At 66.3% G+C, this 26,948-nt stretch carries 29 protein-coding genes; 23 read left to right on the top strand and 6 right to left on the bottom strand.

Annotated elements, in window-relative coordinates:
* The first annotated feature begins 19 nt into the window (after nt 1-19).
* Genes Pla175_RS17385 through Pla175_RS17395 form a run of 3 tightly spaced genes read left to right on the top strand, consistent with a single transcriptional unit; the run spans nt 20 to nt 1,579 of the window.
* A complete protein-coding gene (locus tag Pla175_RS17385) occupies nt 20-874 on the top strand; it encodes a formyltetrahydrofolate deformylase (protein WP_145287988.1) in 855 nt (284 codons plus the stop codon).
* 59 nt (nt 875-933) lie between these two features.
* Nucleotides 934-1,269, top strand: coding sequence for a type II toxin-antitoxin system RelE/ParE family toxin (locus Pla175_RS17390; protein ID WP_145287991.1), 336 nt, complete (start codon nt 934-936; stop codon nt 1,267-1,269).
* On the top strand, nt 1,262-1,579 hold the full coding sequence (locus Pla175_RS17395) for a helix-turn-helix domain-containing transcriptional regulator (RefSeq protein ID WP_145287994.1): 318 nt from the start codon (nt 1,262-1,264) through the stop codon (nt 1,577-1,579). Before Pla175_RS17390 ends, Pla175_RS17395 begins: the two co-directional genes overlap by 8 nt.
* A gap of 173 nt (nt 1,580-1,752) precedes the next feature.
* Here Pla175_RS17395 and Pla175_RS17400 read toward each other — a convergent pair whose 3' ends face one another.
* The 4 genes from Pla175_RS17400 to nth form a co-directional block, all read right to left on the bottom strand.
* A complete protein-coding gene (locus Pla175_RS17400; protein ID WP_197526936.1) occupies nt 1,753-3,351 on the bottom strand; it encodes an ankyrin repeat domain-containing protein in 1,599 nt (532 codons plus the stop codon).
* 64 nt (nt 3,352-3,415) lie between these two features.
* Entirely contained in the window at nt 3,416-4,213 is a 798-nt protein-coding gene (locus Pla175_RS17405; protein ID WP_145288002.1) for a M90 family metallopeptidase, read from the bottom strand.
* A gap of 209 nt (nt 4,214-4,422) precedes the next feature.
* Nucleotides 4,423-4,998 carry a dCTP deaminase gene (gene dcd / locus Pla175_RS17410; protein ID WP_145288005.1) on the bottom strand — a complete coding sequence of 192 codons (576 nt, stop codon included), beginning with the start codon at nt 4,996-4,998 and terminating at the stop codon, nt 4,423-4,425.
* Between the two features lie 282 nt (nt 4,999-5,280).
* Complete coding sequence (gene nth, locus Pla175_RS17415; protein WP_145288007.1) at nt 5,281-5,952, bottom strand: endonuclease III; 672 nt, start codon at nt 5,950-5,952, stop codon at nt 5,281-5,283.
* Nucleotides 5,953-6,242: 290 nt separating this feature from the next.
* Here nth and Pla175_RS17420 point away from each other — a divergent pair, with 290 nt between their 5' ends.
* The 18 genes from Pla175_RS17420 (at nt 6,243) to Pla175_RS17505 (ending at nt 21,587) form a co-directional block, all read left to right on the top strand.
* Entirely contained in the window at nt 6,243-7,007 is a 765-nt protein-coding gene (locus Pla175_RS17420; protein WP_145288010.1) for a Bax inhibitor-1/YccA family protein, read from the top strand.
* 32 nt (nt 7,008-7,039) lie between these two features.
* Entirely contained in the window at nt 7,040-7,447 is a 408-nt protein-coding gene (locus tag Pla175_RS26165) for a DUF309 domain-containing protein (RefSeq protein ID WP_197526937.1), read from the top strand.
* Entirely contained in the window at nt 7,444-8,133 is a 690-nt protein-coding gene (locus tag Pla175_RS17430) for an LON peptidase substrate-binding domain-containing protein (RefSeq protein ID WP_145288017.1), read from the top strand. Before Pla175_RS26165 ends, Pla175_RS17430 begins: the two co-directional genes overlap by 4 nt.
* A 240-nt stretch (nt 8,134-8,373) precedes the next feature.
* A complete protein-coding gene (gene folE / locus Pla175_RS17435; protein ID WP_145288020.1) occupies nt 8,374-8,991 on the top strand; it encodes a GTP cyclohydrolase I FolE in 618 nt (205 codons plus the stop codon).
* 195 nt (nt 8,992-9,186) lie between these two features.
* Nucleotides 9,187-12,135, top strand: a complete 2,949-nt coding sequence (locus Pla175_RS17440; RefSeq protein ID WP_145288023.1) for an FAD-binding and (Fe-S)-binding domain-containing protein — start codon at nt 9,187-9,189, stop codon at nt 12,133-12,135.
* Nucleotides 12,132-12,377: a MoaD/ThiS family protein gene (locus tag Pla175_RS26170; protein ID WP_197526938.1), complete on the top strand. Its 246-nt coding sequence runs from the start codon at nt 12,132-12,134 to the stop codon at nt 12,375-12,377. Before Pla175_RS17440 ends, Pla175_RS26170 begins: the two co-directional genes overlap by 4 nt.
* An 18-nt stretch (nt 12,378-12,395) precedes the next feature.
* Complete coding sequence (moaA, locus tag Pla175_RS17450) at nt 12,396-13,865, top strand: GTP 3',8-cyclase MoaA (protein WP_145288029.1); 1,470 nt, start codon at nt 12,396-12,398, stop codon at nt 13,863-13,865.
* Nucleotides 13,866-13,875: 10 nt separating this feature from the next.
* Nucleotides 13,876-15,033 carry an aminotransferase class V-fold PLP-dependent enzyme gene (locus Pla175_RS17455; RefSeq protein WP_145288032.1) on the top strand — a complete coding sequence of 386 codons (1,158 nt, stop codon included), beginning with the start codon at nt 13,876-13,878 and terminating at the stop codon, nt 15,031-15,033.
* 10 nt (nt 15,034-15,043) lie between these two features.
* A complete protein-coding gene (locus Pla175_RS17460) occupies nt 15,044-15,478 on the top strand; it encodes a YkgJ family cysteine cluster protein (protein ID WP_145288035.1) in 435 nt (144 codons plus the stop codon).
* Between the two features lie 417 nt (nt 15,479-15,895).
* Nucleotides 15,896-16,384: an HU family DNA-binding protein gene (locus Pla175_RS26610; RefSeq protein ID WP_231953947.1), complete on the top strand. Its 489-nt coding sequence runs from the start codon at nt 15,896-15,898 to the stop codon at nt 16,382-16,384.
* Between the two features lie 146 nt (nt 16,385-16,530).
* Entirely contained in the window at nt 16,531-16,749 is a 219-nt protein-coding gene (locus tag Pla175_RS17470) for a hypothetical protein (RefSeq protein WP_145288038.1), read from the top strand.
* Nucleotides 16,750-16,832: 83 nt separating this feature from the next.
* Entirely contained in the window at nt 16,833-17,822 is a 990-nt protein-coding gene (locus tag Pla175_RS17475) for a dihydroorotate dehydrogenase (RefSeq protein WP_145288041.1), read from the top strand.
* Between the two features lie 8 nt (nt 17,823-17,830).
* Nucleotides 17,831-18,256, top strand: a complete 426-nt coding sequence (locus tag Pla175_RS17480; protein ID WP_145288044.1) for an endonuclease domain-containing protein — start codon at nt 17,831-17,833, stop codon at nt 18,254-18,256.
* Nucleotides 18,257-18,271: 15 nt separating this feature from the next.
* The gene (trpS, locus tag Pla175_RS17485) at nt 18,272-19,243 is read left to right on the top strand and encodes a tryptophan--tRNA ligase (RefSeq protein WP_145288048.1); all 972 of its coding nucleotides are present in this window, start codon (nt 18,272-18,274) and stop codon (nt 19,241-19,243) included.
* Nucleotides 19,244-19,283: 40 nt separating this feature from the next.
* On the top strand, nt 19,284-19,496 hold the full coding sequence (locus tag Pla175_RS17490; RefSeq protein WP_145288051.1) for a type II toxin-antitoxin system HicB family antitoxin: 213 nt from the start codon (nt 19,284-19,286) through the stop codon (nt 19,494-19,496).
* Nucleotides 19,493-19,678 carry a type II toxin-antitoxin system HicA family toxin gene (locus Pla175_RS17495; RefSeq protein WP_145288055.1) on the top strand — a complete coding sequence of 62 codons (186 nt, stop codon included), beginning with the start codon at nt 19,493-19,495 and terminating at the stop codon, nt 19,676-19,678. Before Pla175_RS17490 ends, Pla175_RS17495 begins: the two co-directional genes overlap by 4 nt.
* A 40-nt stretch (nt 19,679-19,718) precedes the next feature.
* Entirely contained in the window at nt 19,719-20,630 is a 912-nt protein-coding gene (locus Pla175_RS17500; protein WP_145288058.1) for a sugar phosphate isomerase/epimerase family protein, read from the top strand.
* 66 nt (nt 20,631-20,696) lie between these two features.
* Nucleotides 20,697-21,587, top strand: a complete 891-nt coding sequence (locus tag Pla175_RS17505; RefSeq protein WP_145288060.1) for a CHAD domain-containing protein — start codon at nt 20,697-20,699, stop codon at nt 21,585-21,587.
* A 3-nt stretch (nt 21,588-21,590) separates the two neighbouring features.
* Here Pla175_RS17505 and aat read toward each other — a convergent pair whose 3' ends face one another.
* Both aat and Pla175_RS17515 read right to left on the bottom strand, forming a co-directional pair.
* Nucleotides 21,591-22,307 (bottom strand): leucyl/phenylalanyl-tRNA--protein transferase, encoded by a 717-nt coding sequence (gene aat / locus Pla175_RS17510; RefSeq protein WP_231953949.1) that lies wholly within the window; start codon nt 22,305-22,307, stop codon nt 21,591-21,593.
* Between the two features lie 141 nt (nt 22,308-22,448).
* Nucleotides 22,449-23,579, bottom strand: a complete 1,131-nt coding sequence (locus tag Pla175_RS17515) for a hypothetical protein (RefSeq protein WP_145288066.1) — start codon at nt 23,577-23,579, stop codon at nt 22,449-22,451.
* A 184-nt stretch (nt 23,580-23,763) separates the two neighbouring features.
* Between Pla175_RS17515 and Pla175_RS17520 the strand changes: the two genes are divergently transcribed.
* Together Pla175_RS17520 and dnaG are read left to right on the top strand one after the other, a co-directional pair.
* Nucleotides 23,764-24,945 (top strand): S1C family serine protease, encoded by a 1,182-nt coding sequence (locus tag Pla175_RS17520; protein WP_197526939.1) that lies wholly within the window; start codon nt 23,764-23,766, stop codon nt 24,943-24,945.
* A 131-nt stretch (nt 24,946-25,076) separates the two neighbouring features.
* Nucleotides 25,077-26,945, top strand: coding sequence for a DNA primase (gene dnaG / locus Pla175_RS17525; protein WP_145288072.1), 1,869 nt, complete (start codon nt 25,077-25,079; stop codon nt 26,943-26,945).
* Nucleotides 26,946-26,948: the final 3 nt, after the last annotated feature.

Here is a 26,948-nt window from a genome sequence, read left to right on the forward strand (position 1 = left end):
ATTAAGCTAAACTCCTCACATGCAAATCGTCATCACCGCCGTCGGCCCCGACAACCGTGGCCTTGCCGACCCGATCGTGCACTCCGTCACTGAGCTTGGCGCCAACATCGCCGAGATCCAGATGTACGACCACGACGAGCAGTCGGTCTTCTCGATGCTCACCCGCATCGAGCTGCCCGAGGCGCGTCGCGAAGAGCTGGAGCTGGCCATGAAAGACGTGGCCCAGCGCACGGGGCTGGCCGTACGCACCTGGAGCCCCGACATCCGCGGCCGCAAGCCGAGGCTGGCGATCTGCGTCACCTACCGGCCCGAGACGCCGCTGGCGCTGATGCGCGCCATCCGAGACGGCCACATCCGCGCCGAACCGGCGGTGATGCTCAGCAACCGTTCTGCCTGCCGGCGCTTGGCCGAGCAGTTCGACGTCCCCTGGCGTCAAATTGGCGACGATCGTGGCGAGCCGGACGACGCCCAGTTGCTAGCGATCTGCGACGAGCTGCAGGTCGACTACATCGTGCTGGCCCGCTACATGCGGGTGCTGCCGCCGGCAAGCTGCTGGCAGTACGCGGGGGGTCGGATCATCAACCTCCACCACGGCCTGCTCCCCAGCTTCCCGGGGATCCGCCCCTACCACGAGGCGCACGCCAGCCGGATGCTCACCTACGGCGCCACCTGCCACTTCATCGTGCCGGAGCTCGACGCGGGCAACCAGATCATCTACCAGAGCACCTTCACGGTGCCGCCGGGCCTGCCGGTCGACGACGTCATCCGCCGCGGCCAAGAAGACAACGAGCCGCACTGCCTGGTGGAGGGGGTGCGCCGCGTGGTGGACGGGGAGGTGCAGTTGCACTTTAACCGGGTGATGGCGCGGAAGTAGACGTCTGCTCGCTAGCCAAGCTTGCCCAGACTAACTTTTGTGTTAGGATCCAGTGGGCCATGTTCGACGTGATCGAATTCCAATCGCCCGACGGAGAGTTCCCGTTTAGGGTTTGGTTCGACGGGCTCAACCGCCAAGCCGCTTTGAAAGTTCAGGCGCGTTTAGCACGGATCGAGGCCGGCAATTTGGGAGACGGGAAACCAGTCGGCAGCGGAGTCAGCGAGACGCGGATCGACTTCGGGCCCGGTTACCGAGTCTACTTTGGCCGAGACGGGCAGCGGCTCGTCGTGCTGCTGGGCGGAGGCACAAAGCAACGCCAACGCAAAGATATCGCGGACGCCCTGGCCAGATGGAACGACTACAAGGAAAGCAGAAGGAGAAGTAGAGATGCCTAAGCCCAGGAGCTTTCGGACGACTGTGGTCGAGCGGGCGAGACGAGAACCAGAGTTCCGCGTTGGACTGCTCACCGAGGCCGCCGAGTGCTTTCTTACAGGCGAGGTAGACGCGGCAAAGATCATGCTGCGCGACTACGTGAACGCGACATTGGGATTTAAGGCGCTCGCCGCAATCGTTGACAAGAAGCCCGAGAGCCTGATGCGGATGCTCAGCGAGAAGGGCAACCCCCGGGCGAACAATCTCGCGCAACTGATCTCATCGCTCCGTTCCCACGAGGGGGTGACGCTGCGTGTCGAAGCGCTGCGTTAGTTGAGTCCTTCAGGCAATCTTCGGCGGACTATCGTCCACCGCCCGTGCCCGCGCCTTCCGGCAGCCACTGGGCCGGGCTCTGCTGAAAAAACCCGCTGAGCACCTCGTACAGCTCTCCGTGCCGCCGGCGCAGGGCGTGGGGCCGTTGGAAGAAGCACTCGGTCTCGCGACGACTATCTGCCGATCGTCGCGGCTTGCGGCCGGCCTCGCCGCTTTTGTTCACTAATAATCTGCTGACGGATGCGAGGGTAGTCTTTGATACGCACCGCCTTCTCAATTCTCTCTTTTAACTCTTGCTCATCCTGTCGCGCCTGCTCAAGTGACTCGCCATCCTCTTCAAGCCAGTCAGTAAGTGCGTGGAACTCAGCGGCAATCGCTGGGCGATAGACCGGCAGATTGTGTTCCTTACGCACAACGTAGTGCGTCAGTTTCTCCGTGCTATCTGGTCGATAGAGCTTCGGATCGGCGCCCAACCTGAGGAGTTGCAAGGCGATATCGTACTTGTCTGCCTGGACCGCCAACATCGCGGGCGTGCCTCCTTTGTACTTGCAGTAGTGGTTGAGGTCCGCCCCGCTAGCGACAAGCAGCTCGACGCGTTCCTTCGCGTCGAAGAGGCGCCGGTCGATGACGATATCGAGCGGCGTCATCCCGGTCACTTGGTCAACAACGTTCGGATCTGCGCCGTGTTGTAGTACTAGCTTCAAGTACTCAATCTGCGGCGCCTTGGCTGCGAGGTGCGTCACGGACTCTCCGGGGGAGCACCCACGATCCAGAAACAGTGCGCCCCCAGCCGGGTAGGGATGAAACGCCCGACCGGTGGTTCCGAAGTCGCTCTCAACCGCGATATCTGGGTCCGCCCCGTGCTTAAGCAGACGGGCAAAGCGCTCTAGTTTCCGATCGGGGAACGCCCACAAAAGCGGAGTCATCTTGCGTTTACCGACTGCATTGACGTCCGCCCCAGCCGCAATGAGCCGCTCCATCTCAGGAGCATCGTTCATCTGAATTGCGGTGCAAAGATCAACTACCTGCGGGTCGTCAAAGTAGTCTGCTGGCTTCCAGCCAGCCGATGCATGCCAGCGGGTTTCTGGATTGGTCTCGAACTCGATCTCCTTGATCCGTTCTGCCGCCGCATTCTTTCGCGCCATGGCTTCGCGGTACTTTTCCCGCTGAGCCTCGGAGATTCTTCCGGCGTCCCGCTGCAGGGCGTCCCTATATTGGCGTTCGACAGCCCCGGCTTCCCTAATCACATTCGCGAGTCGAACGTACTCATCATCTTTGAGCAGCCTCGCTTTGGATTGGCCAGCAGCGAGTATTGGTTGAATCGCCGCCTTCACCACAGCCATAGCCTCTTTGTCCCCGAGGCGATTCGTGTACTCCCATCCCGGGTCGTAGCCCTCGCCAAACTCGGGGGACCACTCCGCAAACCTGGCCACGGCATTGGCGAACGCGACCGGGTCGTTGGCCAGGGCCGGCTGGATCGATTGGCCTATGGTAGCGCTCAGCGCTGCCTTCAGCACGCCCGGGCTCTCGCCGGCTTGCCCGACGGGGGGAAACACCGTCTTGTCAATCTGATAGCGCGCCTGCCCCGCTAGAAAGAGAAAACCAGCATCCTCGGTTCGGCCGGCGCCATGAGCCTTGGCCGCGGCGGTCATGAGCTCACTTGAGTTCAGCCGGTTGGCCGGTTCCGAGAAACTGCCGCCGCCGGAGCACCCACCAAGAGCATTCACTGAGATCAATGCCGCCAGCGTGATGGCTTGTCGAATCGGTCGCATGGGCATCTCTAACCAATTGGTAACACTTCATTCCAATGCTGAAACGCGGAAACGCGATATCCGCTCAATCCGCCGCCGGCAGCCAGTCGGCCGGGCTCTGCTGGAAGAACCCACTGAGCACCCCGTACAGCTCCCCGTGCCGCCGGCGCAGGGCGTGGGGTTGTTGGAAGAAGCACTCGGTCGCCACGGCGAAGAACTCCGCCTCGTTCTCCGCGCCGTAGTCGTCCAGCAGCGTCGGTCGGCCGTGGCGGGCGGCGCTCACCAGGCGGCGGTACTCGTGGTCGACTACTTCTCGCCAGCGGCGGGCGGCGCTGGCGCCGAACATGGGAGGGATGCCGTCCATGCCGCCGTCGAGCGAGTCGAAGTGGTGCGCCAGCTCGTGCAGCACCACGTGCCGGCCGCGGCGCGCGGAGCGTCCGTCTCGCAGCACGTGTTTCCAGCTAAGCACCACGGGCCCGCCGCGCCACGCCTCCCCCTCGCGGGCCTCGTAGGCGTCGACCGGCTCGAAGTCGTCCATCTCCAGCAGCGTCGCCGAGGCCGAGGCCGCGGGTCGGTAGGCGTCTGGGTAGACCAAGATCGACTTTAGCCGATCAAAGTAGTAGGGCTCGCTGGGGCCGAGCACCATCAATCCCGCGGCGCCGGCGATAGTAACGCGGACCTCGTCGGTCACCTCCAGCCCGTTGCACCCCGTCCAATGGATCTCGTGGGCAAGGACGTGGGCGAGGTCCAGCACGCGCCTCTGCTGGGCGACCCCCAAGTGACGGAACTGCCACAGGTTGGCCTCAAGGTACTGCGGCCACGCGTCCGGCGTCGGCTCGGCGAGCCAGCGACGGATACGGCGGTTGCGGAAGAAGCCAAACAAGAATGGGACGCGGGTAGTCGCGGATCGGGGGGATCACAGACGGATTACGGACAAAATCTCTCGCAAGCCCGCGAAGACGCAAAGGAATCGCGACTTACCTACCTCGTGCCAAGCGGTGTGCAAACAAGCAGCGTTGCGACTCTCAAGCAAAGCACATCGTCGCGATCCGCGTCCATCCTTTCAATCCGCGGCCATCTGCGGTCCATTCTTCAAATCCCCGAACTCTCGATGCCGAACTTCAGCGGGAGCTGCGGGTCGCAGTGCCGTTCTGGCGCCAGCTCTTCGAACAGCAGGCTGGGCTGGATGTCACGGTTGTGCTGGTACTTGCTGCAGTACTCGGTCACCTCGCCGGTGATCTCGTGGTAGAAGATCTGGCAGATCGGCACGCCGGCGTAGATCCGCACCGGCTGGACCGCGAACATCTCGAGCGTCCAGTAGCCGGCGAATCCCACGTCGCCAAAGCCGGCCGTGACGTGCACGAACAGCCCCAGCCGACCGACGGAAGAGCGGCCCTCGATCTGCGGCACCAGGTTGTGCGTGGCGGTCCGCTCGACGGTGCGCCCCAGGTAGAGCTGGTTGGGGCTCAGCACCAAGCCGTCTTGAGGGATCTCGATCCGCCGCACCCGGTTGGCCTTGGCCATGTCGAGCACAACTTCTTCGTACACCATCAGCTCGTTGTGGAGCGTGAGGTTGTAGCTGTTTGGATTGAGGCGCGACGGCTCGTAGGGATCGATGACGATGTCTTTGCCGAGCCGGCGGGCGATCTCGTTGCCGGAGAGGATCATGAGGGGCTACGCTTTAAGGTTTTGACCACGGATGGCACGGATTTCACGGATGATGACGGACGGAAGATGGCCACAAAGAAGCACAAAAAGCACAAGAACGAAGGTGCATAGACCAATCCGAAATGACCGAGAGATCAAGAGAGTTCAACAAGCATCGGTCAATAGGGCTTGGTCGCTAGGCCTTCTTCTTTGTGCTTCTTTGTGGCTATCGTCCGAATCCGTGTTGTCCGTGGTTCGTTTATGGGTCCGTCCGTCTTGGTGCTTCTTCGTGCCTTTTCGTGGCTATCGTCCCTCCAGCCCGATGCGAGGGCAGAAGCCGGCCATCGAGCAGGCATCGCACTTGGCGCGTCGCGCGCCGCACACGGCCCTCCCATGGTGGATCATGCGGTGCGAAAAGTCGATCCACTGTTTCTTCGGAAGCACCTCCATCAGGTCGCGTTCGGCCCGGACCGCGTCGGTTTGATCGGTTAGGCCGAGCCGGCGGCTGAGGCGGCCGACGTGGGTGTCGACCACCACGCCGCTGGGGATGCCGTAGGCGGTGCCGAGCACGACGCTGGCCGTCTTGCGGCCGACGCCGGCCAGGCCGACCAGGGTCTCGAGGTCGCGCGGCGGCTGCCCGTCGTGCTTCTGGACCAGCTCTGTGCAGCAGGCCTTGATCGCTTTGGCCTTGTTGCGGAAGAAGCCGGTGCTCTTGACCAGGGTTTCCAGCTTGGCGATCGGCAGCCCGGCGAGGTCGGCGGCCGTGGGGTACTTCGCGAACAGCACCTTGGTGACCAGGTTCACGCGCTCGTCGGTGCACTGGGCCGAGAGGATGGTGGCCACCAGCAGCTGCAGGGGCGAGTCGAACCGCAGGGCGCACTCGGCGTCGGGGTAGTCGGCCCGCAGCCGGCGGACGACCCGGGCGGCCTGTTTCTTGCGCTCGGGGAGGTCGTCGCTGGGGGCCTTCTTGGCCATACAGGGGTCGGCGGTAGTAGGGGGCGAACAGGCGGACGGGGTCGTAGGGCCTGGGTGGCGGGGGCGCGCCGCTTGGGTGGAAGCCCCCGCGGCGGAGGAGCTAGATCTGCCCCGGCAGGGGCGTCCGCGTCACGTTGGTAGAACAACCGCCATTCTCAGGCGTAAGATAGGGGTGTCAACCGGGGTGAATCTTGACCTAACTCCCGCGACAACCTAGGCTTACCTAGCTGCCCGGCGTGCGGATGCACGGCCGGGCAAGCCCCAGAACCAAAGTCCTCGGAGTTCGATCGATGAGCTACGCCACGTCCCAAGCCGCCAACCCCTACGCGTCGTTCGGCAGCAGCGTCGCCGACGCGGCGCCGGCCGAACGCACCGCGTTTGTCCGCAAGACCTACACCCACCTCGCCGCGGCGATCTACGCGTTCGCCGCGATCGAGTGGGCGATCTTCTCGATGTTCGACGTCAACGGCTTCATGGAGCGGTCGATCAACGACGGCAGCTTCAAGATGATCTCGCTCGTGATGTTCTTTGGGTTCGTCGGCGTCTCCTGGATCGCCAACGGTTGGGCCCGCTCCGACACGTCGGTCGGCAAGCAGTACGCGGGTCTGTTCCTCTACGTGCTGGCGCAGGCCGTGTTCTTTGTGCCGCTGCTGTGGATGGCGAGCCACTTCTCAATGCAGGTGACCGACGGTCAGGCGATCGGCGTGATCCCGGCCGCGGGCGTGGCGACCCTGGCGATCTTCGGCGGTCTCACCGCCTTCGTTTGGATGTCTGGCAAGGACTTTTCCTTCCTAGGCATGTGGCTCGGCGTCGCCAGCATGGCCGTATTCGCCCTGATCGTCGCGAGCATGATTTTCGGCTTCGACCTGGGCGTGCTGTTCAGCGTGGGGATGATCGCCTTTGCCGCCGCGTACATCGTTTACGACACCTCCAACGTCATGCACCAATACCGCCCGGGGCAGCACGTCGCGGCCTCGCTGGCGTTGTTCGCGTCGGTGGCGCTGCTGTTCTGGTACATCCTTTCGTTCCTGATGCGGATGTCGAGCCGCGACTGAGCGGGAATGTCCAACGACTGGGCGACAAACCATTGTCTACCGGCAACCCAACAGACGACGGCGCCGAGGGCCTTTTTGCCCGCGGCGCCGTTCTGTTTGACGCCGGGCACTACTTTGCCGCCCACGACGTGTGGGAGGAGCTGTGGACCGGCTACCGCGGGCCCCTGCGGAATTTCTACAAGGGGCTCATCCAATCGGCGGTCGCGCTCTACCATTACTCGCGGGGCAACCTGCATGGCGCCCGCAAGCTGTGGCGGAGCAGCACGGAGTACTTGCGGCCCTTTGCGCCGCTGTGTCGCGGGCTGGACGTAGACCGCTTCTTGGCCGAGCACGAGCGGTGTTTTGCCGACGTCATGGCGAGCGACGCCCCCCAGCCGCTGGCCCAGCGTCTGCCGCCCCGTTTTCACCCGCCCCGTGAGGGGGTTGGAGCGTCGTCATGAACGAATGGGACCTCTCCGACGTTGAGTTCGACGAAACCAAGTTCGGGGGCGCGGCCCGGCTCTTCCCGCTGCCGGACCTCGTGCTGTTCCCCCATGTCGTGCAGCCGCTGCACGTGTTTGAGGACCGCTATCGGGAGATGCTCGAGGACGCGGTCGCGGACGACTCGTTGATCGCTATCGCGATGTTCGAGCCGGGCTGGGAGATGGACTACGACAGCCGGCCGCCGCTGGCGCCGGTGGCCTGCTTGGGCAAGGTGATCGCCCACAACCGCCTAGACGACGGCCGGTACAACCTGCTGCTGCTGGGCGTGCGACGGGTGACCATCGTGCGAGAACTGGCGCCGCTGCGGTCGTTCCGGCAGGCCGAGGTGCAGATCGTCCACGAGCAGCAGGGCGCCTTGCCGCCCGAGCTGCGCCGTTCGCTGGTAGAAGCATTCCGCAGCCGGCTCCCCGCCCACCTGGCGGACGAGGACCTGTCGCACTTGCTCTCCGACGGGCTGCCGATGCGGGCGCTGACCGACCTGGTGGCCTACGCCCTGCCGCTCCCCGCGGAGCTCAAGCGGCGGCTGCTCGGCGAGCCGATCGTGGGCCAGCGGGCCCGGCTGCTGCTGAAGCACCTGCGCGAGTCGCCGGGAGGCCCGGGAACGCGGCGAGGCGAGTTCCCGCCGCCGTTCAGCGACAACTGACGGACGAGGATGGCCACGAAAAGGCACGAAAAGCACAAAGACGAGGATGAAACCTAACCGAACCGCACTGACCCAACGCGCAGAACAGTTCGGACATCGCTCGTTCGCCGAGATTTTGTCTTTGTGCTTTTTGTGCCTTTTTGTGGCCAACGTCCTTGGCCCTCCCATTCGGGCCCAAACTGCCACGGCGTGGCTGACTAGAATAGGCCGGTAGCACTTCCCCTGCCTGCCGAGCCGACGATGCCCGACCACCTAGAAGACCTCCCCGCCAAGCCCAGCCGTGTAGCGCCCGTTGCCGACGGCGTCGACCATCCACGCTTGCAGAACGCCATCCGTGAGCTGCTGCTCGCCGTGGGTGAGGACCCCGACCGCGAGGGGCTGCGCGAGACCCCCGCACGCGTCGCCCGGATGTACGCCGAGATGTTCGCCGGGCTGCGGCTCGACCCCGCGCTGCGGCTGCGGAAGTTCTTTACCGAGAAGTACGACGAGATCGTGCTGGTGCGAGACATCGGCTTCACCAGCATGTGCGAGCACCACCTGCTCCCGTTCAGCGGCAAGGCCCATATCGGCTACCTGCCGGACGGCCGGGTAGTGGGGCTGAGCAAGCTGGCGCGGGTGGTGGAAGACGTGTCCCGTCGGCCGCAGGTGCAGGAGCGGATGACCGAGACCATCGCCGAGCTGCTCATCTCCGAACTCAACGTGAAAGGAGTGGCGGTCGTCGTCGAGGCAGAGCACTCCTGCATGAGCATGCGCGGCGTGAAAAAGGCGGGCGCGGTGTGCGTTACTTCGTCGATGAAGGGCATCTTCCGCACGAATCCCTCGAGCCGCGCGGAAGTAATGGCGTTGATCCGCGGATGAAGTTGACCACGGGGTCGCGGAGCAGAATTTGGAGCCGCCGTCCGTCTCTGTGCTCTCCGCGACGCCGTAATTCGTCGTCTGACAGCCTAGAGCAACCCCCTCCGCAACTGCTAAGCTGATGGGCTGCGTCGCTCCGCTCCGCCGCCATCCACCAACGGCCAGTCGCCAGGCCCCGATCCCGCACCCTCCCCGCGCATGGAATCCGATCGGAAGCGGATCGAAGAAGACCTCCGCGGACTCATTGAGGGAGAGGTCCGCTGCGACGGCCCCTACCTGCGGCTGTTTGCCACGGATGGCAGCATCTACGACGAGACCCCCGTGGCGGTGGTCGCGCCGCGGCTGCGGGCCGACATCGTCGCGGTCGTCCGCTACGCCGCAGAGAACCGGATCCCGGTGCACGCCCGCGGCGCCGGTTCGGGGCTCGCGGGGGGTGCGGTCGGCCCCGGGATCGTCATCGACTTCGCCCGTCACATGCACCGCATCACGCAGGTGTCGGACGACTCGGTCCGCGTGCTGCCCGGCTGCACGTTGGCGGACCTGAACCGCCGGCTGCGGCCCCAGAAGCGGCTCTTCGGGCCCGACCCGGCCAACGCAGAGGTGACGACGCTCGGCGGCTCGATCGCGGTCAACTCCAGCGGCAGCCGGTTCGCTGCGTACGGCGCGGTGGGCGACCATTTGCGATCGGCCACGGTGGTGCTTGCCGACGGCGAGACGGTGACGCTGGAGCGTCGACCGGCGCCGGACGACCGGCCAACCGCCGAGGGGGGGGCGCCCCCCGATCGATCCGCCAGGCTGGCGCGCGAGGTGCACGCGCTGTGGAAGCGACGTCGCTCGTTGCTCGAAGAGCGGCGCCCCAAGACGCTCGTCGATTCCAGCGGTTACGCGCTGTGCAAGGCCAACAGCGACAGCCACGTCGACCTTGCGAGGCTGATGGCCGGCAGCGAAGGGACGCTGGGGCTGCTGGTGGAGGCAGAGCTCGCCACCCAGACGCCGCCGGCGGCCTCGGGCGTGGCGCTGCTGCTTTTCGACAGCCTGGACCGCGCGGCGCAGGCGGTGGAGTGCGTCGCCCCGCTCGGCCCCAGCGCTTGCGACCTGATGGACCGGCGGCACATCAGCCTGGCCCGAGACATGGACGTCCGCTACGAGCTGATGATCCCGGGCGCCGCGGAGTCGGTCCTGCTGGTGGAGTTTTTCGGAGCAGACCAGGACGAGGTCGACGACCGGCTGCACCGGGCGATCGATACGGCGCAGCGCGAGTCCGCGCTCGCCGCGGGTTCGCTCATCGCGGCGGACGACCTCGATCGCGAGCTCTTCTGGCGGCTCAGCAAGCAGTACGCCCCCACGCTGCAACGCGCCCGCGGCGTCCGCCGGCCGATGCCCGGGATCGAGGACATCGCGGTCCCTCCGGCCGGGCTCACCGTGTTTCTGCGGCACGTGCAGGACACGCTGCGGCGGCGTCAGATCACCGCGAGCGTATTCGGCCACGCGGCGCACGGGCAGTTGCACATCCGTCCGTTCCTCGACCTGCACAAGCACGAGGACGTGACCGCTTTTGAGGGGCTCGCAGAAGAGCTGTACGACAAGGCGTGGCTGCTGGGCGGAACGATGAGCGGTGAGCACGGCGACGGCCGCAGCCGGACCCCGTTCGCCGTGCGGCAGCACGGGCCGGTGGCCAGTGTGTTCCGTGAGCTGAAGATGCTGTTCGACCCCGAAGGGGTGCTGAACCCCGGGAAGGTGGTTCCGGCCTCCGGGGGGAGGTTCGACCGCCCGCTGCGGTTCGCGCCGCTGCCGGTGATCGGGCAGCCGGACGGACGCGCCGCGGACGACCTGCAAGCGGGGTGGTCCATCGCCGAGGCCGCGGCGGCCGCGGATGCCTGCAACGGCTGCGGGACCTGCCGGTCGCGGGCCGACGACCTGCGGATGTGCCCCATCTTCCGGTTCACGCCGCGCGAAGAAGCCTCGCCGCGCGCCAAGGCGAACCTCGTGCGGAGCGCCCTGTCGGGCCAGCTCCCGCCGACGGCGTTGTCGGAGGACGCCTCGCGTGAGGTGGCCGACCTGTGCGTCCATTGCCACATGTGCCGACAAGAGTGCCCCGCGGGGGTAGACGTCCCCCGCTTGGCCGTTGAGATCAAGGCGAACCACCTGTTGGCGCACGGCGTACGACCTGCGCAGTGGTGGATGGCCAACATCGTCCGCGTCAGCCGGTGGGGCTCGCGTTTCCCGAGAGTCGCGAACTGGGCCCTTGGAAACCGCGCCGCGCGCTGGCTGCTGGATAAAGGGTTTGACCTCAGCCAGGCCCACCGCCTGCCGACGGTTCACGGCAGGACCTACCTGAGCCGCGCCTCGCAACGCGGCGCCGAGCCGGCGACCCCCCGCGGGCGGGCCTTCTACTTCGTGGACACCTACGCAAACCACTACGACCCAGAACTCGGCGAAGCCTTCACCGCCGTTCTCCAGCACTGCGGCGTCGCCGTCGAGTGTCCCGCGGATCAGGACCAGTCGGCGATGCCGCTGATCGCGCAGGGGCACTTGGAGCCGGCGCGGAAGATCGCCCAGCGCAATGTAGAACGCCTCGCCGAAGCGGTGCGCCGCGGCGCCACCATCGTGGCGACCGAGCCCTCGGCGGTGCTCGCGTTGACGCACGAGTACCTCTGGCTGCTGCCCGACGAGCCCGACGCTCGGCTTGTCGCGGAGCACGCCCGCGAGGCGTGTCACTACTTGTGGGGACTGCACCAGCGGGGCGTGCTGCGGCTCGACCTGGGGCCGGTGCGGGGTCGCGTGGCCTACCACGTGCCTTGCCACCTGCGGGCGTTGGGCATCGGCGCCCCGGCCGAGAACCTGCTGGGGCTTGTGCCGGAGCTGCGTTTGACGCGGCTCGACAAGGGCTGCAGCGGCATGGCGGGCCTGTACGGCCTGCGTCGCAAGAACTACCGCAGCAGCCTGCGCGCGGGGCTGCCGATGCTGACCTCGCTGCGCGACGGCCCGTTCGACTTCGCCACCACCGAGTGCAGCACCTGCCAACTGCAGATGACGGGCGCCTCGCCTCGGGCGACGATCCACCCCATCAAGCTGCTGGCGGCCAGCTACGGGCTGGCGCCGCGGGTCGCGGAGCAGGTGGCCGCCGCCGTGGGGGACGAGACGTGAAGGTCCGGGTACAATTATTCGCGGGCGCTCGCGAAGCGGCCGGTGTGGAGTTCGTGGACGTGGCCTTCCCGGCCGGGTCCGCGAGCGAACACTGCCTTGCCGCGATCGCGGTCCAACATCCGTCGCTGGCCGCCCTGGCAAAGTCGTCTCGGTTGGCGATCGACGACCGCTACCTGGCCCTCGACGAACCGGTCCCGCAGGGCCGGCCGCTTGCGCTGATCCCGCCGGTGAGCGGCGGCTAGCCGGTTGCGCTCAAGAACATGCACCAACTCACAGACCAACCGATCGACGTCGCGGCCCTGGTTGCGCAGGTGAACGATCCACGCGCCGGCGCCGCGGTGTTGATGCTCGGCGTCACGCGCGAGTGGACGGGCGACCTCCAGACGACGCACCTCAGCTACGAAGCCCACCGCTCGCTCGCGGAAGCGGAACTGGCCCGCTTGGAGTCCGAAGCCCGTGAGCGGTGGCCGCTGGTGGGCTGCTGGATCGTGCATCGGCTCGGCGAAGTCCCGCTCGGACAGACCAGCGTAGCGATCGCCGCGAGCTCGCCGCACCGGGACGACGCGTTCGCCGCGGCGCGGTGGCTGATCGACACGCTCAAACAGCGCGTGCCGATCTGGAAACAAGAGAACTTCGCCGACGGCCAGCGCGAATGGGTCCACCCGGGCGTCGTTGCTCAAAACGCCGCCGCTCAAGACGCCGCGCCCACGGCCGAGGGGGGCGTGATGGACCCCAAGGCCCAACCGCTGATCGACCGCTTCGGCCGGGCCCACGCCAGCCTGCGGATCAGCGTGACCGACCGTTGCAACATCCGCTGCCGGTACTGCATGCCGGGGGGCGCCATCCGCTTCCTTCCCAAGGCGGAGTTGTTGTCGTTCGAAGAAATCGCGCGCGTCGCGGGGGTGCTGGCCGGGCTGGGCGTGACCAGGCTCCGGCTCACCGGCGGCGAGCCGTTGGTGCGTTCGGGCCTCGCCAGGCTGGTGGCGATGCTGGCCGCCACGCCGGGCGTGGAAGACCTGGCGCTGACCACCAACGGCATGCTCCTCGACGACCAGGCCGAGGCGCTGCGCGACGCCGGCCTGCGGCGGCTGAACATCAGCCTCGACACGCTGCGCGAGGCAACCTTCCAGGAGCTCACCCGCCGCGAGGGCCTCGACCGCGTGCTGGCCGGCATCGCCGCCGCTCAGCGGGCCGGATTCTCGGCCATCCGGCTGAACGCCCTGGCGATCCGCGGCCTGAACGAAGACGAGATTGTGCCGCTGGGACGCTTCGCGATCGAGCGCGGCCTCGAGCTGCGGTTCATCGAGTACATGCCGCTGGACGCGGACGGCGCCTGGGCGCGTGCCGACGTGCTGACGGGCGCCGAGGTACGTGCGAAGCTTGAGGAGGCCTTCGGGCCGCTGGAGGCGGCGCCCCGGCACGACGCCAGCCAACCGGCCACCGACTATTGCTTTGCTCGCGGCGGCGGACGCATCGGCTTCATCAACCCCGTCAGCGAGCCCTTCTGCGGCGCCTGCGATCGGCTGCGTCTGACGGCCGAGGGGCAGCTACGCAACTGCTTGTTCTCGACCGAAGAGTGGAACGTCCGCGACCTGCTGCGCAGCGCCGCAGACGACGCGGCCATCGCCCAACTAGCACGCGAATGCGTCGACGCCAAGCACGCGGGCCACGGCATCGACAGCCCCGAGTTCCTCAAGCCGGCCCGCGCCATGTACCAGATCGGCGGATAGGCTTACCCGCATGGCGAGCAGACACTACCTCGACAACGCCGCCACGAGCTGGCCGAAGCCCGAGGGCGTATACGACGCCGTCGACCGCTACCAACGCGGCTGCGGCGCCGCGGCGGGACGCGGCGGCTACGCCTCGGCCGACGCCGCCGGCCAGATCGTAGAGCGGGCCCGGCGCCGGGCAGCGACGCTCCTCGGGGCGCCCGACCCGAAGTCGATCGCCTTCACCCAGAACGGCACCGACGCGCTCAACGCCGCTATCCACGGGCTGCTACGGCCCGGCGACCACGTGGTGACTACCGACGCAGAGCACAACTCGGTGCTGCGCCCGCTGCGTGACGCTGCCGTGCGGCTGGGCTGCCGGATCACCTACGTTCCCTGCGACGCGGCCGGTCAGCTCGAGGCCCGGCGGGTGCTCGCGGCGGTCGAACCGACGACGCGGCTTGTCGTGTTGACGCACGCCTCGAACGTCACGGGCGCGGTGCTGCCGGTCGAAGAGGTCGGCGCGGCGCTCCGCGACGGCCAGACGCTCTTGCTGGTAGACGCCGCCCAGACGCTGGGTCACCGCCGGGTCGACGTCGGCCGCATCGGCGCGGACCTGCTGGCAGCGCCGGGGCACAAGGGGTTGCTGGCGCCGCTGGGGGTCGGCCTGCTGTGGGTCGGGCCCCGCGCCGCCGGGCAGCTCCGGCCGACGCGTCAGGGGGGGACGGGGAGCGTCAGCGAGTCTGAGGAACAGCCACCCCCCCTGCCCCACCGGCTTGAGGCAGGGAATCTGAACGTCCCGGCCATCGTGGGGCTCGATGCGGCCCTGGGCTGGATCGAGTCGCAAACGGTGGACGCGATCGGCCAGCGGCTGGCGCAGCAAACCGCGCGACTGATCGACGGCGCGCAAGGCCTGCCGGGCGTGCGGGTGCTTGGCCCGCCCGCAGTGGAAGAGCGTGCGCCCGTTGTGAGCCTGCTGACCGAGGGCTACGATCCCCACGAAGCCGCGGCGCTGCTCGACAGCTGCTTCGGCGTTGAGTGCCGCGCCGGCCTGCACTGCGCCGCTCGCATCCACGGGGCGATCGGCGCCCTGGCTTCCGGCGGCACACTGAGGCTAAGCCCCGGCCCGTTGACGACCGACCATGACATCGACGCCGCCATCGACGCCCTGCGGCAAATGACCCACTAAGGACTCTCCCATGCCAGCACCCGAAGCCCCCCAGCCCGATCCGTGGTACGCCGACGGGCTGAAGTTCAAGTGCACCGCCTGCGGCAAGTGCTGCGGCGGGGCGCCGGGCTACGTCTGGCTGAACAAGCAAGAGATCGCCGCGATCGCCGCGGAGCGGGAGATGAGCGTGCCGGCGTTTGAGGCCCGCTACGTCCGTTCGGTGGGGATCCGCAAGAGCCTGGGCGAGAAGTCTGGCGGCGACTGCGTGCTGCTGGATTCCAAGACCCGCAAGTGCACCGTCTACCAATCCCGCCCCCGGCAGTGCCGCACCTGGCCCTTCTGGGACTCGAATGTCTCTTCCCCGGAGGCTTGGGAACAGACGTGCGAGGAGTGCCCCGGGGCGGGGGTGGGGAAGCTGTATCAGCTCGAGCACATCGAGGCCCAACGGGCCGTGATCCGGATCTAAGCCGGGGCCGTTTGGCAAAGTTTGCGGATTCTAACGATTACACTCATCTCGCCGGTCGATCGGGCCGATACCAATTGGGCCGAAGCAACTCGTCGGCGTTACGGGACGGTTATCGACGCAAGTTCTTTTATGGAAAAGACTTGCAACGACCGCTGCGTCCCCGACCGCGGCGAATTCGGCGTAAGTTCTTTGAAATCCTATGCTTAGCTCAATTACGTGGCCGTAAGCCGAAGTGCTGGAATTGTTCCAGACCCGGCCAACGGACGCGGCCCGAGGGCGTCAGCCAGGAGAGCCAACATTGACTCTAATGCTTACCAGTATTACACTTGGGACGTGCGGAGAGGTCTCGAACGAGGCCTCAATTCGTCAAATCAGCCAGGTGCGTAGGGCGGCGCCCTTCTCCCGCGGAGGTGTTTGGTGACCAAGAAAGAGATCGTCAAAACGATCTCCGAGGAGATCGGGCTGACGCAGCTCAAGACGAAGGAGATCGTCCAGAAGACGTTCGACGCAATCGTTGAGACGCTGGTGGAAGACCGCCGCATTGAACTGCGGAACTTCGGAGTGTTCGAGGTCAAGAAGCGGGCCGCCCGCAAGGCCAGGAACCCGCGGACGGGCGAGAAGGTGGATGTCGCCGAGAAGTTCGTGGTGACCTTCAAGCCCGGAAAGGAAATGGAAGAACGTGTGCGGGAGCTGGAGCGCCGTGCGGCAGCCGCCCGAGCGGCTGCCCTGCTGGCGCAAAACGCCAGCCCCCCTCCGCCGCCTGCTGGCTTGCCCAGCGACCCGAGTCACAGCCAGTCCAACGGTTCTCACGAACCGGCTGCCGGAGCTAAGCCCCTGGGTTCTCTTCAGAACGACCCAACACAAGACAAAACAACTACTTACGACGACCGCAGGCCACTCGGCTAAATCCGCCAGTGGCAGCGGAAGAGACGGACGAAAGACGAGTCACCTTTGATTGCCGCTCCAACGGACGGGGCGGTACAAGCAATTCGGCCGACGCGGTCGCTCCCGACCGCCGACGCCGGCTATCGCTCACGGAGGAGCACGGTTCCATGCGCAAATGGCTCTTGGCTGCTGTCGCGGCTTGCACTTTGGGCGCCAACGCTGGATGCCTGCTGCCGATCTACTCGGCGGACCCGGCCCGTCGTGCCCAGCAGTTGATCTACAACTCGGAAGACTTCCGCAGCCTGCTGGACGAGTGGGAGCGGATCTGGTTCCTCGACCAGCCCAGCCACATGAAGCCTTATCGGACCAGCGGACTGATCCTGTAGCCTCGATGGCCAATTGATGGCGCTGGGTGGGACCGGTAGGCTTGCGCTCTGAACTCTCAGACCGCTAGCAAACCCAGTCCTGTATGTCCTCTTCGCCCGTCGACCAGGCCGCCGATTTGGCCGTACAACTCGGTCGGTTGCGGTTGCCCAACCCCGTGCTGGTGGCGTCTGGGACGTTCGGCTACGCCCGCGAGATGGAGGCGTTTGTCGACCTCGCCCGGCTGGGCGGCATCGTCCCCAAGACGGTCACGCTCGAGCCCCGCCAGGGCAACGCCCCTTGGCGGACGGTCGAAACGGCCGCCGGCATGCTCAACGCCATCGGCCTCGACAACGACGGCCTCGACGCGTTTATTGAGCACCACCTCCCCTACCTCCGCGGCCTGGGCGCCCCGATCATCGTTAGCGTCGCCGGCCGAACGCACGACGAGTTCGTTGCAATGTGCCGCCGCCTGGGCGAGTGCGAGGGCGCCGCGGCGGTGGAGCTGAACATCTCCTGCCCCAACGTGTCGCACGGGGTGGACTTCGGCGTCGATCCCGCGATGTGCGAGCGCGTGGTGGCCGACTGCCGGGCCGCCTGCTCGCTGCCGATCATCGCCAAGCTGACACCCAACGTCACCAGCATCGCCGTGATGGCCCGCGCCGCCGAAGCCGGCGGCGCCGACGCGCTGGCGGTCATCAACACGGTGCTGGGGATGAGCGTCAACTGGCGCAAGCGTCGCCCGATGCTGGCCAACACGGTCGGCGGCCTCAGCGGCCCCGCGATCAAGCCGATCGCGCTGCGGTGCGTGTGGCAGGCCGCTCAGGCAGTGAAGACCCCCATCATCGGCATCGGCGGCATCGCGACCATCGACGACGTGATGGAGTTCCTGGTCGCCGGCGCGAGCGCGGTGCAGCTTGGCACGGTGAACTTTTATCGGCCGGGGGCGAGTATGGAAGTGCTGGATGCGCTGCCGGGGGCGCTGGCGGAGTTGGGGGCGGCTGACGTGGAGCAAGTTATTGGCGCCATGAGCATTCGCGCAGCGAATGTGTGTCCCCCTCCCCGGCAGGGGGAGGGGCTAGGGGAGGGGGTTTGAACCCTGACATGCCGCAACCACCACGAAAACGCATCACCAAACAAACAAGAACCCGCGCAGTCAGTTTGCGCGTGAACGCCACCGGTCCCGAACAAAAACTCTGGAACGCGCTTCGCGCCCGCCAGCTTTCCGGTTTGAAGTTCCGTAGGCAACACCCGATTGAACCCTACATCGTCGATTTCTTCTGCGCCGAGCACCGACTTGTTCTGGAGCTCGATGGCGATAGCCACGAAGGGCGTCAAGAGTACGATTGCCAGCGAGAGCAGTTCCTTGCTTTTCATCATTTCCGAGTTCTTCGATTTACAAACGATGAAGTTCTGACGAATCTTGATGGCGTGTTGGAGGTCATCTTGAAGGCGTGCTCTGTACCCGCCACCGACCCCTCCCCTAGCCCCTCCCCTAAAAAGGGGAGGGGGATTAAGAAGCCCCGCTAACCTTCCATACCACTCATGCGTGTCCTCTCCGGCATCCAACCCACCGGCCCCTTCCACTGGGGCAACTACTTCGGCGCCATCCGGCAGTACATCGAGCTGCAGGAGGTGGCTGACGAAGCCTACTACTTCATCGCCAACCTGCACGCGCTGACCACCGTGCGCGACCAGGCACTGCTGCGGCAGTACACGCTGGGGGGCGCCATCGACCTGCTCGCCCTGGGGCTCAACCCCGACAAGGCGGTGCTGTTCGTCCAGTCGGACGTGCCGGAGGTCTCGGAGCTGAGCTGGCTGCTGATGACCGGCACGCCGATGGGCCTCTTGGAGCGCTGCGTCAGCTACAAGGACAAGCTCGCCAAGGGCCTGAAGGCAGACGCCGGCCTGTTCACCTACCCGGTGCTGCAAGCGGCCGACATCCTGGCGTACGACGCCGACGTAGTGCCGGTGGGCGAGGACCAGTTGCAGCACATCGAGGTCTGCCGCGACATCGCCGGCAGCTTCAACCACCACTTCGGGCAGACCTTCACCATGCCCAAAGGAAAAGTGCTCGACCAGTCGGCCCGTGTCCCGGGCACCGACGGCGAGAAGATGAGCAAGAGCTACGGCAACACGCTGGCGGTGTTCGACGACGTGAAAGCGCAGCGGAAGCAAGTCATGCGCATCCAGACAGACAGCCGCCCGATGGAAGACCCCAAGGACCCCGCCGGCGACGTGCTGATGGACCTCTACAAGCTGGTTGCCAGCGAGGAAGAAGTGGCCGACATGACCGCGCTCTACGCCCGCGGCGGCTTCGGCTACGGCGACGTGAAGAAGGCGCTGGCCGACGCCGCAGAGCGCTACTGGGCGCCCTACCGCGACGCCCGCGCCCACTGGGCCGCGAAGCCGGACGCGGTGCGCGAGGTGCTGGCCGCGGGGGCGGTGAAGGCGCGGGCCAAGGCGGCGGGGGTGCTGCGGCGGGCGCAGGAGGCGGCGGGGGTTGGGGGGTGGTAGAATAGGAGCATGATTTCGTCCTTTATCATTGGGTTCCTAAATGCCAGCAACCTTTAATGCCGTCATCCGACAAAACGGTCCCTGGTGGATCGGCTGGATTGAGGAAGTTCCCGGCGTAAATTGCCAAGAGGCGACTCGCGAGGAATTGCTGGATAGCTTGCGTGAGTGTCTCGACGAGGCGCTCGCAATGAATCGTCAGGAAGCTCGCGACGCCGTGGGCGATCCCTACGAAGAAGTCGCCATCTCGTCATGAAGCGTCGCGATCTCATACGGCACCTTGTGTCACAACGCTGCGAGTTGCTCCGAGAAGGAGGGCGGCATTCTTGGTGGCGGAACGCGGCGAGCAATCGACGCACTTCTGTGCCACGTCATCGGGAGATTGACGAGCATCTGGCCCGAAAAATATGCCGAGACCTTGGTGTAGCAGAGCCGTAACTGATCGTAGAGATTTACCCAAAACCGAGAACGACCTCCAATGCAACTCGGCTTCGTATCCGCCATCTTCCCCGACCTTTCGCTCGACCACGTGTTCGAGTTCGCCGCCCTCGAAGGGTTTGACTGTGTCGAGGTGATGTGCTGGCCCCCCGGCGGGCCGGACCGCGCGTACGGCGGCGTGTGCCACATCGACTGTTCGGAGTTCACCCAGGCGATGGCGGACGATGTCCGCGCGTTGTGCGAGAAGCACGGCGTGGCGATCTCGGCGCTGGGGTACTACTCCGTGCCGCTGTCGGCCCAGGCGGACCAGGCCGAGGCCGCCCAGGCACACCTGCATAAAGTGATCGACGCGGCGCCAATGCTGGGGCTCGGCGGAATCAATTCGTTCGTCGGCGCCAATCAGACGCTCAACCTAGAAGACAACTTCAAGTTGTTTGAGGAGGTTTGGCCCGGCATCGTTCGGCACGCCGAAGAGCGGGGCGTACGGATCGGCATCGAGAACTGCCCGATGCTATACGAGAAAACCTGGCCGTTCGGGCTGAACCTGGCGCGGTCCCCCGCCATCTGGCGGCGGATGTTCGAAATTATCCCCTCGCCCAACTTTGGGCTGAACTACGACCCATCGCACCTGCGGATGCAGTTGATGGACCCCATCGCGCCCATCCGCGAGTTCGGACCGCGGATCTTCCACACGCACGCCAAGGATATGCGGATCGACGTTGAGCGGCTCAACGACGTCGGCTCGCTGGTTCCGCCGATGGACCGCGGGACCGCCAAGATCCCTGGGCTGGGGGACATCGACTGGGGAAAGTGGATTGGCGCCCTCACCGACGCGGGTTTTGACGGCCCTGTGTGCATCGAGGTCGAGGACGAGGCGTTCACTGAGACGCTGGATCGCCGCAAGCAAAGCCTGCGGATTAGCCGCAATGTGCTCCGCCCGCTGATCGCTTGAGCGGCCCGCGGCGACTAGGATAGAGAATCCAGCGGCGACGGCCGCATCTCTCTCCGAACAGACGCCATGCCCCGCAACCCAGCCCCCTCGCAGGACGACACCGTAGCGGTAGCGGCGCGCCGAGCCATCGAGCAGCGTGTCCGCAAGCTGCGCAAGAAATTGCCAAAGGCGGCCAGGCAGTCGGCCGGCGACATCGAGCCAGTGCACCGGCTTCGTGTCGCGAGCCGCCGCGCTGCGGCAGCGCTCCGCTTATTCCAAGACGTGCTCCCTAAAGGGCCGCGGAATCGCCTGATGCGCAACCTGAAGCGTGCCCGCCAAGCAGCGGGGGACGCCCGCGACCTCGACGTTTTGATGGAACGGTTGGGCGCGGTGGAACCGCCCCCCACCCACGTGCTGCAAGTACTGGCGGAGCAGCGAGACAAGGCCCAGCGTGCCGTGAAGCGGGCAAGCCGCGAGCTCGATGGCGGCCGCAAGCTCAAGAAACTCAGCCGGCGGTTGTGGAAAAAGGCGCCGGGCAAGGGCGCCGGGCAAACGGCCGTCGCGCCTTGGGCGCTGGAGCGCACGATCGCCCTCATTGATCGCCTCGACGCCGCGCGGCCCAACACGCGCGAAGCGGAAGCACTGCACCAGTTCCGCATCGAGGCCAAGCGACTGCGCTACGCGGTCGAGATTCTGGCTGGCGTGCTGCCGGCGGGGTACGCAGACGAAACGTTGCCGCGTCTCAAGACGGTGCAAGACCGCCTGGGCGCCATCAACGACCACGCCTCGGCCATGACGCGGTTTGAGCACTGGGGAGACGAAGCGTCGCGGTTCGAGGCAGCGACGCTCGCCGAGCGCGAGCAAGCGGCGTTCGCCGCCGCGGTCGAATCGTTTTGGACGTGGCGCGAAAGCGATGGCGACCGGCTGATTGGCGAGCTGCGCGAACCACTCGGCCGCTCCCTTCAGGTGCACCTGTAGAGGCTACGGGCGCGGGTCCACGGCCCCTTCTAGCGTATCGCCGAACGTGACCGGCGCCTCCACCGCCACGGCCAGCCGGCGGAGGTACTCGGCACGGGGCGCCTCAATGGCGCCCATGCTGCCCGTGTGCTCGTTCCACTGCTGCACGTCAAGCAGTTGGTAGCCACGGCGGTTGAGGTGTCCAACAAGCGCGGCCAGCGCCACCTTGGACGCGTCGGTCTCGCGGTGGAACATCGACTCGGCCGCAAATAGGCCGCCGATCGCCACGCCGTACACGCCGCCGGCCAGCTCGCCGTCTCGCCATACTTCGACGCTGTGGGCGTGCCCCAGGCGGTGGAGCCGGGTGTAGGCCCGCCGCATCGTAGGGGTGATCCAGGTGCCGCCGCGGCGGCCCGGGGCGGTCGCGCAGCCCTTCATCACGTCTGCAAACGCCTGATCGCACGTCGCGTTAAACCTGCCGCTGCGGATGGTCCGCGCAAGCCGCCGCGAGACGTGCAGCCCGTCGAGCTCGATCAGCGCGCGTGGGTCGGGCGAGAACCACAGCAGCGGCGACACATCGTCGATGGGCCAAGGGAAGATGCCGTGCCGGTAGGCGTCTAGCAGCACGTCGGGGTCGAGCGCCCCGCCAACCACCAACAGCCCCTCCTCGTCCGCGAGTTCAGCAGACGGAAAGTAACGGGGCAGGCGTGGCGAGGGGCGGTGGGCCATGCGGTCGAGCATAATCGACCGAAGGCCAAGAGAGAATTCCTTACGCGGTGCACGATCGAAGGGGCAAAATGTCAAAGGGGTCGAGTAAAGGAAGCTGGTGGCGCCACTTCGACTCTTCGACACTTCGCCACTTCGACTCTTCGACCGCTTTCCTCACCAAGGCATCTTGATCTCGGCCAGCGGACGGTCCCACAGCAGCCCCTGCAGCATGCCGGACTCTACGCGTCGGTCGTAGGTAAGCCGGCACGGGAACTTGGGATGCACCCAGTTCGCGTCGCCCAGGACGGTGACGAACGGCCTGGGGGCGAGGTTGGCTTGCAGTTTGAGCTGGAGCGCGTCGAGCTCGGCAGGCGGCAACGTCGGGCGGACACGCCCGGCGTACAGCAGGCGCTTGTTGTGCTCGGTGACGACGATCAGCTCGTCGATCCGCCCCTTACCGCCGATGGTGAAGCCAACAATCAGCCCGTCGATCGACTTGCGGGCGATCTCCGCCGACTTGGGGACCGGCTTCAGTTGCCCATCAGGGCCGTAACCATCGACCGCTGCGTCGTCGGCGAACGATTTCATGGCCTCTTCCATCGACTGCTTCTCGTTCTTGTTCCCGGCCCCCTTCTGGGCGATCGCGGCAACAAGGTTCTTCTTGGTCGGCGCCTGGATCCCCCAATCCCACAGCCGCTCGTAGGGGATGCCGCCGACAATGCCCGCCGCGCACACCGCCGTGACCAGTGACGAGACGCAGGCGTTGAGCAGCCAGTGGCGCCTGGGGAGGCCGTGGCAGAGCTTGATCCAAGACTTGAGCGGGCTGACCACCAGGTCGAGCACGCTCATGTCGGGGTCGTCGGCGGCGACCAGCACAAAGGCGGCGAAGTGGCAGAGCATGGCCAGCACCAGGCCCCCCAACAGCAGGCCGACCCCCCACGCGCTGCGCAGATCGCTCTCGGGCGAAGTAGCGAGGCGCAGCGCGACGCAGCAGGCCACCACCACGGCTTGCGTCGCCAGCAACCCCCATGCCCACCCCGGGATACTGCCCAGGACCGACCCAACCGATGCCCTCGCGGGGGGGGCAGCGGCCGGTCCCCCCCCCATGGCGGATTCCCACTCGCGTGAGACCTCAACGTAGATCCCCAGGCTCGCGTACCAGCCGCAGGCGGTGCAGGCGGTCATGCCCGGGTCGCGCTGCGGCGCGCCGCACTTTTCACAACACGGTCCCGTCCAGTTGGCGTCCGTTAGCGCTTCCGGCAACGGCTGCCCATTGGGGTCGATCTCGGGGAGGGTTGCGTTCAAGGGAGCGGCTCCGCGGTTCTTGGTGGGGCGGTACGGCAGGGATTAGTCCTACAAACGTAGCTTCCTGCGGGGCGTCTAGGCGGGCCGCCCCCGACCATTCGCCCCGTTCGCTTCGGCCCTCTATAATCACGCTGAACCCCCGTGACCCTAGCGCGAGCCGCCAAAGATGGATGACGAAGCGGATATGCCACTGCGACCCGGTTCTGCTGGCGGTACGGCCCCCTACCCCGACGCCTCCCCCCCAAACCGGGGTAGGTTGTCGATGCTCGTGGTGCTGCTGTCGGTGCTGAGCGTTGTCGGGATCGCGCGGATGGTCGGGCCCGACATGGTGCGGACTTTCTACTACAACGCCGCCTACGGCAAGCTGGACGCGGAGGTCGATGTAGCGACCCAGGGCCTGGAGAAGCTCAAGCCGCGTCTCGAGGATTTCTCGCTCGCTTCTCGCCTGGTCGCCAAGCGGGTTGGTCCCAGCGTGGTCAGCATCCACAAGCCGGGCTTCGGCGGCGAAGAGGGGCAAGGCTCCGGCGTGATCGTTGATCCCGAGGGGTACATCGTCACCAACCTGCACGTGGTGATCGGCGCTCGCGGGCTCCACGTCCGGCTTACCGATGGCCGCACGATCGACGCCACGATTGTTGGCGTAGACGAAGGGACGGACCTCGCGGTGATCAAGATCGACGCAGAGAACCTTGTCGCCGCCCAGTGGGGAGACAGCGACGCGCTCGACCTGGGAGACCTGGTGTGGGCGGTCGGCAGCCCGTTTGGCCTCGACAGCAGCATCACCTTCGGCATCGTCAGCGCCAAGGAACGCCGCAGCTCGAGCGGCATGGTCCGCGGCGCCTACCAGGAGTACTTGCAGTCGGACGTGGCGGTGAACCCGGGCAATAGCGGCGGGCCGCTGGTTGGGATCGACGGCAAGATCGTGGGGATCAACTCGGCGATCGTCGGCCCCAGCTACCGCGGCATTAGCTTCGCCATCCCCAGCACGATCGCGCGTGAGCAGTACGAGGCGATCCGCAAGGACGGCTTCGTCGAACGCGGCTACCTGGGCGTCCAGCCCGAACCGGTGCCCACCGCTGTCCGACGCAAGTTTGGGATGGAGGATGGACGCGGGGTGCTGGTGGCCCAGGTCGTGCAGGACGGCCCCGCCGAACGCGCCGGGCTGCAGCCGGGCGACATCATCTTGACCTGGAACGACCATCAAGCGACCGACCCCACGCTGCTTAGCCGCGCGATCGCCGCGACCGAGATCGGATCGACGGCGCGGGTCGAGATCCGCAGGATCGAACGCTCGGGCCCGGTCGAGGCGATGGTTGAGGTAGAGGTTGGCCGCTCGCCGCTAAGCGTCCCATTCACGCGCCGTTAGTCCACCTGACTCGAACACAAAAAATGGGACGCGGATTGTCGCGGATGAAGCGGATTCATACGGATACGAGTTTAAATCCTTTCGTAATCCGCTGGATCGGCGAAAATCCGCGTCCTATTCGTTGCCTCTGAATGAACCATCCCGACTCGCAGGACGCGAAAGAACAGGTACGCCAGGCGATCGACATCGTCGATCTGGTCGGCGGGTACATGCAGCTCCGCCGCCAGGGGCGCAACTACGTCGGCATCTGCCCCTGGCACGACGACTCGAAGCCGAGCCTGCAGATCAGCCAAGAGCGGCAGACGTTCAAGTGCTGGGTGTGCGACGTCGGCGGCGACCTGTTCAGCTTTGTGATGCGGATGGAGGGGCTCGAGTTCCGCGACGCGCTGGAGATGCTCGCCGAGCGCGCCGGCGTAACGCTGACCGCCGCCAAACCGGCCGAGGCGGGGGGACCGGGCGACAAGCGCACGCTGCTGGCCGCGTGCGCGTGGGCCGCGGAGCGGTTCCACCGCTGCCTGCTGCACGACGGGCAGGCCGAGGGCGCGCGGCAGTACGTGGCCGACCGCCGGATCGATGAGGCGTCGGTAAAGAAGTTCCAGATCGGGTTTTCTCCCCCCAGTTGGGAGTGGATCCTCACCCAGGCGAAGCACACGAGTTTTTCTCCCGCGGTGCTGGAGCGCATCGGCCTGGCCGCGCCGCGGCAGCAAGGTGACGGATTTTACGACCGCTTCCGCGGCCGGGTGATGTTCCCCATCCGCGACGTGCAGGGCCGGCCGATCGCCTTCGGCGGGCGGGTGCTTCCGGAGCTGGCCGACGACAAGTCGGCCAAGTACATCAACTCGCCGGAGACGCCGCTGTTCTCCAAGAGCAACCAGCTCTACGCGCTGGACTGGGCGCGGCCGACGGTCAGCCAGCTCAATCAGTTGGTGGTGATGGAGGGCTACACCGACGTGATCGCCGCCCACCAGCACGGGGTGGAGAACGCGGTGGCGGTGCTCGGCACGGCCCTCACCGAGAAGCATTTACCCTTGATCCGCAGGTTCACCGACCACATCGTGCTGGTGCTGGACGGCGACGACGCCGGACGCAAGCGTGCTAGCGAAGTGCTGGAACTATTTGTCGGAAATCCGGTCGACCTGCGCATACTGACCTTGCCCGATGGGCTCGATCCGTGTGATTTTATTCAGACTCATGGAAGGGACAAATTCCGGTCGCTGATTGATTCGGCGCCGGACGCACTCGAACACAAGCTGAGCAGCGTGACCAAAGGATTGGTCTCCGCCGACCAGACGCACGAGGCCTCGCTCGCCGTAGAGCAGGTCCTCGCGACGCTCGCCAAGACCCGCTCCGCGGGGGGGCTGCCGGACTCTTCCCAGATGCTGCGCGAGCAGCACGTGGTGGGTCGGTTGGCCCGCGAGATGCGGCTGCCGCCGGAGAGCCTCCGCAGCCGGCTGATGGAATTGCGCCGCGGCGCCGCGGCGCGGGTTGCGCGGCCCGCCGTCGCCCGAGACAACCCCGGCGCCGCTCGGCAGCCCCTGCCCGCGTGGGAGCAGGAGCTGCTGGAGTTGATGATTGCAGACAGCGGTTGCGGCCGGCGCATCCTGAACGAGGTCCACGCCACAACGCTGACGCACGCGGACGCCCGGCGGGTGTTCGAACTCTACGCACGCGTAGAAGCCGCCCTGCCGGTCGACGCAGAGATCGACGCCCAAGCCGTGCTCTCCGCGACCGACGACCCGGCGCTCCAGTCGCTGGTGGTCACACTCGACGAGCACCGCCGTCACAAGGAAGAAGCTACCGAAGCCCCGGACCGCCAGGGGCGCTACGAAGCATTGATGCGGTCGTTCCATCAGCGGATCGACCGCGCCGAGCGGAGGGCCGACATCGACGCCCTGCGTTCGGGCGAGCTTGACCCCGATGCCCAAGAGAGTGCGCTATTTGACCTGCTGAATCGTTTGAAGAAGGACCGACAGACCGGTTCCCTATCCACGGAAGGATAAGGG

This window comes from Pirellulimonas nuda, from assembly GCF_007750855.1.
Classification (GTDB): domain Bacteria; phylum Planctomycetota; class Planctomycetia; order Pirellulales; family Lacipirellulaceae; genus Pirellulimonas; species Pirellulimonas nuda.